Below are 6,021 nucleotides of genomic sequence, written 5' to 3'. Positions count from 1 at the left end.
ATAAGCACTAATTATCTTTCTAGCCAGATGTTTCATTAATCGTTCTGGTGTTTTCTTAATGGTATTCGCTTCTATATGAGTAGCATCAATACTTACGCTTTTTCCCTTAACGATACCTTTATCTACACATTGTGTTACTATTTCTGTTATGATTTCATCCAGTGTTGAGTCTTGTAACCGCTGAGTTCTAATATTTCGTATCTAAAAGCAAGATTCTTTGAATGCACTCAATAACAACAAAGTAACACTTTCTTATTTTTAAATATAATAGTTACCTATGCAGACTAATAATTAAGACTTTTTCACTGGTCTCGTCCCGTCCCCCGTGTTTTCCCCCGGGCTTGGATATCCACCATAACTAGAATCAAATCCTTTTCTACTCAAAACTACTTTCATCAATTAAAACCCTTTCAAAATACTTTTCTATATCTTATCTTTAGGCATTATGATCTCAATTGACCCACAATTATCAACTAGAAAAATATATAATTTAACCAACTATCTAAAATACTTCGGTAATACTTATCAAATAAAATGTCCTTTGATTTATATATATTATGTAAATGACAGTTCTTAATTATATGAATGAATCTTTCTAATCGATACAAAAAGTCGCGTCCCCACAGTGTTTTTTCCGTCGCCAGTGTTTTTTCTAAGGTTTTGGCTTGCCACATTCATTACAAAATTTGCCTTTGTTCACTTCACCACATTCGCATTTCCAACTGTTGTCAGTGGGTTTTGGTTGGCCGCATTCGATACAGAATTTGCCTTTGTTTACTTCACCACATTCACATTTCCATCTTTCAACAATTGGCCGGGGTTTTCCGCACTCATTACAAAATTTACCTTTGCTTAATTCGCCGCATTCACACTTCCAGCCGTCGGATTGCGGTGCTGCTTGTGCGGACTGCATCTTGTTTTGCTCATCAATATCGAAGAAAGCTCCTGCATTTGAACCTGTATTCATGGCTGCGTTCATACCAACAAAGCCCATCATTGCACCGTTCGGATTTCCTGCCGCCGTTTTCATCGCATCGGCTTGTGCTGTAACAATAGTTGCACCTGCCATGCCAGCATTTCGCATTACTGCAGTACGCTGTAGTTCCTTAATCATGTTTTCATCTTCCGGTGGAGCAGTTACAGAGTTTACTCCAAAAGATGAGATCGCTAAACCACGTGACTCTGCCCATTTTTTAGAGAGTATTTCGTTCAAAGCATCCGCGAGTTCTAAAGTATGTCCGGGCAGCGAGCTATAACGCACACCCATATTGCTGATTTTAGCAAAAGCAGGCTGGAGTGCTGTCAGCAATTCAGATTTAAGCATACCGTCAATCTGATCACGATGATACGCGAAATCAACATTACCGCAAACATTTGTATAGAATAGAAGTGGATCAGTAAGTTTATACGAATATTCACCGTTACAGCGAATTGCAATATCAACGTCAAGCCCGATATTTTTATCTATAACCCTAAATGGTATAGGATTAGGTGTGCCGTATTTATTGCTTACAATTTCTTTCAGGTTAAAATAATATACGCGTTGATCCTTAGATGCCTGACCTCCAAACTCGAAACGCTTTCCGATATTTGCAAAGGTTTTTTTGATACCTTCGCCCAATTTTCCGTTGAAAATGCTCGGCTCGGTTGACGCATCATATTTAAACTCTCCGGGCTCGGCACAGAACTCAACAATTTTTCCCTGTTCAACAATCATCATAGCTTGCCCGTCAGCAACTGCTACAATAGAACCATCTGAAATAATATTGTCAGTCCCTTTTGTGTTAGAAGAACGCGGATCCTCCCGCTTTTTCCCTTTAACAACCAGCATATTTACGTCTATTGATTCGCAATAGAAAAATTCTTTCCACTGGTCTGCCAGAACGCCACCCGCTGCGCCAAACGCCGCTTTAACTAATCCCAAATTTATCGCCTCCTAATTATTAATCTACTGGATCTGTTATAGCTGATTTCCTGTCAAATATAGTTTTTGAATTATTTAAGTAATTAGATGCTTGTTTAACAACAATATCTTTACTTTTATTTAAAGCTCCGTTTCGTCTTATCATTCCAACAATTCCAAAAATACCCGCCACAACAAAAGACAAAGAACTTAACCCTATAAAGAGGCTATAGGAAGATTGCGTAACATCCGCTCCTTCTGCCGGTTCCCCAAGGATACCTGCGATGATTGCAAATATAATCATTACGCCAAGAGAAATCTTGAACGGCAAAAACATCTTTTTAAATTTAAGTTTCTGGTTTTTATCTATCGGTGTATTTCCTATATGGCTTGCGGCATTATTTCCGTCACAGATGTTCAAATATGCCGTATCGTCATATGAATATTTTGTAATCCAGTACGGTCTATATATGACATAATATTCATTATCGATATCTCCATTAAAAGATATGTTTTTAATTCTGTCGCCCGGAGCGTCTTTCTTTATTCGGGCATATATCTCATTGTTGATTTTTGTTTTATCATAAACTTTACTGACCGGTTCCTCAAAAGGAATCAATTTAAACCCGGCAGTGTATTTCACATCTAATTTTTCAATTTTTGTTGCTGTATTTCCGTACACAATGTTTTTAAAGTTCTCATCTATGTAAAAGCTATCAAACGAACCGATAATTTTTTTTTCGTTTTTTTTCTTATTTGCTCCCATTATTTTATCTTTTGCATTTTTAAAATAGTCAGAGGCTTCACAAACTAAATTTATCCTTCCCGTGGAGGAAGATGAATGAGGCGACCAATCCGTTACAGTACGGCTCTTTGTCACCGGAACCATACGTGTTCGTCCTTTTGTTGTTTTCTTTACATAATCTGTATAGGTTTCTTCCCTTTCGTGACCGATAGATGCACTCCATTGCATTTTATAATCAACAGTACAATAATAATATGGAACATACCTTCCCTCAAAAGCAATAATGGCAATTTTATCAAAAACATCAGTTGGTACGCCTTTTGTGTTGGCAAGCCATGAAATCATTCCTTTTTGATATTCATCCTGTGGTATGTTAAAAGGGTCTATAAATTTGTGATTCTCTGAGATTTCTTTTTGATCGCCTGAATCATCGTCCTGAACAATACTGAATACACTGTCGCAAGATTTACATTCCGTCTGAGAAGTTCCCTTGACTATTGCTAAAACAGCACCACAATTCGGACAACTCAATTCTTCTTTTTGCTCTCTTGGATCCTCCATAGTACTTGAACAACCGGAACATACCGTCTGTTGTGTTTTAGGGTCAAATTTCATTTGACCCCCGCAATTCTTACAATTTGTAGATTTTAACACAGTTTTTCTCATCTTTTTACCTCCTCGTATTCCTGCTTTATTGCTACCAAATCGTCAATATCACAGTCAAACTGTTTACATATACGATAATACTTCCATACTAACCGGTTGTCCTTTTACAATTTTGTCGATAGTAGTACCATTTAATTTTACATCTCTGCAAGGTCTTTTTTCTTCCCTCCTTATCTAATAATAGTTTCCAAATCCCATTATAGCAAATCACGCCATCACCATCTTTCGATTATAAAAAAATATAACATTTGATTCAAAACGGTAGGGCAGGAATTTTTGTATCGATTTACGCAGTTAATTCGATGATTTAATCTCACCCTCACCCACACCACTAAAGTAATTGTATTACTCAATCTTTCCCCGTAAGATTCTTACTAACTAGATACACAGTATTTAAACTTGTTTCTGTAATTTGCGCAATTTTTCGATATGACAACTTTGATTGTTTTAGTAACCTACTAATCAATTCTTCTTTATCCTTAAGTTGACGTTTATCATGAATACCTTTTTCAATAAAGTATGCTTCAATAATTTCTATCGCTCTTTTTTCCTTCTTTTCTTCTAATTCTTCTCTCAGTTCAAGATATTCTCTTTGATCTTCTATATCATGAAATTTTCTAAACTCATCAGCACTATTAAACCTATCTAAAATAAGCTCTTTCTCTTCTTCATCAACAAGAAAATTATTACCTTCTAAGTATTCTGCCATACTACTCCATGAATAATCTTGTACCCTTGGAACCATTCCCGCTTTCACAGGATTATTATGTACATATCTAATGGCACCTACTAAATATTTCTCATCTGTAATATTTTCGCTTTTATATCTCTCTTGAAATAACGCTCCTACTCGTCTTTCTTTACGATTATATGACATTGCATAGGTTATATTTATTTTCTTCATTACGTCAATTAGGGATTGCTTATCTGTATGTATGATTATATGTAAATGATTACTCATCACACAATACGCTACTACTTTAAATGGCTCTTCTTGTATTTTCTCTTTAATAATCTTCAATATCATATCTCTTTGAAACTTATCATTAAAGATGTACTCCTTATTTATTCCCCGTGTCATGATATGATAATATCCTGTCTTACTCTCTTTTTGAGCTTGTCTTGGCATATTAATCACCTCTATACCATTTTATAACATTTTATAATACTTTATAACACTTATTTATCAAAGATTTTTCAACTGTACCCACGATAGCAACAAAGTAACACTTTCTAATTTTAAAATATAATAGTTACCTCTGCAGACTAATAATTAAGACTTTTTCACTGGTCTACTGACAGGTAGCAGTTCAATAATTCTCGTCCCCCGTGCTTTTATGTTTTTTATGTCCCTAACGTTGTAGTCAATCAATACAAAATTAACTGCTCCCTAGCGTTTCTCCTATATCAACTTCGAGTTAATGTTGAACTCTATGGTCAAATTTACTATTACAGTTCTTCCTGTTCCACTCCAATATATATATTATCTTTATCAAAAAGTAGTTCAATTGGCTGATTATAAAGTCTGTTGACTACATTGATATTTTCGACAAAAAGTTGAACGCAGCTACTCTGCTTTTCTATGAGTTGTTTCATAGTATGTTCTAATCTTTTCGATCCAAAATTCCCTAGCTTGTCTCCTGTTTCAATTAGAGTTTCACCAATTTGTGATTTGCTAATAACCGAAATCTTCGCTATGGCCTCGCCTGCAACCCTATTAACACTTGCAAATCCCTTTAACAGGTTGGACTGTATTGAAGACTTAGCATATCCTTCAATCTGATCATAACACTTAGTGTAAAGTTCACGATACTTAAATGAATAATCTCCTATTTTTTTAGCAATGCTATCAAGATATGCCGAATCGAAGTTCTCCAATAGCATAACTTCCAGGAAGGAAGAAAATGAATACAGATACAGAGCAAGTTGGTAGTCTTTGAACTCAAATATAATCTTGAAATCCATCACATATTTTATTCGTATCTTCAATATAACTTATATGCTTATAGTGTTCTTAATTTCATACAAACAATCTTTTCATTTTATTTTTATTATATTCCAATTTTATCCATGATTATATTATATCTTTATTATTCATTATTTACCATAAAATATAATTACTATTATAAAATTAAAAATCCAGTCAAGACTAACATCAAATCCGAACTGGCTCAGTGAGACATGAGGGACGGGACTTTCTTTATCGAACTTAAAACAAAAATTCCCGACCCCAGTGTTTTCCCTATTGTATGAAACTCTCTAAATCGATACAAAAAGTCCCGTCCCCAGAAAGTCCCATTAGTTAATCTTATTTTTTTTGTCCCATTTCTCATATTTTTAAGAATTAAAGCAATATGTATGAATAAATACAAAAGGTTGAAATCTGTCCCTTAGGTTCTACTTTTTAAAATCGTCATTCCCTAGCCCAGTATCAATAAGCAAAGCATCCTTATTCCCCTCAATTAAAAAGCTTCGTACAATCCCATGTTCTATACAGTAAAAACCCGGTGCAATTTCATTCGTTGTATAACCCGACATATACACATCTCCTATTCATTAATTAGATTAAAATTTCAGGTAATATAAACTCTGTATAAATGTCAAGCTAATAATGCATGTTTTTGATCATTTAAGAATGTAGGTTTTATTATGATTCTTGTTTAATATGATCCTTTAATCTGTAGGATTTTCCACTAATTGATATAAC

At 34.6% G+C, this 6,021-nt stretch carries 5 protein-coding genes and 1 pseudogene; all 6 read right to left on the bottom strand.

The genetic code is table 11. The annotated features are described in order from the left end of the window. A pseudogene (locus GC105_RS16390) lies at window positions 1-201 on the bottom strand (IS5/IS1182 family transposase); the annotation flags it as partial. 451 nt (window positions 202-652) lie between these two features. Then, the gene (locus tag GC105_RS16385; RefSeq protein ID WP_152806992.1) at window positions 653-1,924 is read right to left on the bottom strand and encodes an SPFH domain-containing protein; all 1,272 of its coding nucleotides are present in this window, start codon (window positions 1,922-1,924) and stop codon (window positions 653-655) included. A gap of 19 nt (window positions 1,925-1,943) precedes the next feature. Further along, window positions 1,944-3,314: a hypothetical protein gene (locus GC105_RS16380; protein ID WP_152806990.1), complete on the bottom strand. Its 1,371-nt coding sequence runs from the start codon at window positions 3,312-3,314 to the stop codon at window positions 1,944-1,946. Window positions 3,315-3,663: 349 nt separating this feature from the next. Continuing rightward, complete coding sequence (locus tag GC105_RS16375; RefSeq protein WP_152806988.1) at window positions 3,664-4,443, bottom strand: REP-associated tyrosine transposase; 780 nt, start codon at window positions 4,441-4,443, stop codon at window positions 3,664-3,666. A gap of 320 nt (window positions 4,444-4,763) precedes the next feature. Beyond that, window positions 4,764-5,192: a hypothetical protein gene (locus tag GC105_RS16370; protein ID WP_152806986.1), complete on the bottom strand. Its 429-nt coding sequence runs from the start codon at window positions 5,190-5,192 to the stop codon at window positions 4,764-4,766. Between the two features lie 519 nt (window positions 5,193-5,711). Beyond that, entirely contained in the window at window positions 5,712-5,852 is a 141-nt protein-coding gene (locus GC105_RS16985; protein WP_193708466.1) for a hypothetical protein, read from the bottom strand. Window positions 5,853-6,021: the final 169 nt, after the last annotated feature.

The organism is Alkalibaculum sporogenes, assembly GCF_009362815.1.
Lineage (GTDB): Bacteria > Bacillota > Clostridia > Eubacteriales > Alkalibacteraceae > Alkalibaculum_A > Alkalibaculum_A sporogenes.
This window is presented reverse-complemented; position numbering and strand designations above follow the sequence as displayed.

Excerpts from the sequence above, each read along its gene's own strand:
- GC105_RS16380 (WP_152806990.1), bottom strand. The coding sequence starts at position 3,314 with ATGAGAAAAACTGTGTTAAAATCTACAAATTGTAAGAATTGCGGGGGT.
- GC105_RS16375 (WP_152806988.1), bottom strand. The coding sequence starts at position 4,443 with ATGCCAAGACAAGCTCAAAAAGAGAGTAAGACAGGATATTATCATATC.
- GC105_RS16985 (WP_193708466.1), bottom strand. The coding sequence starts at position 5,852 with ATGTCGGGTTATACAACGAATGAAATTGCACCGGGTTTTTACTGTATA.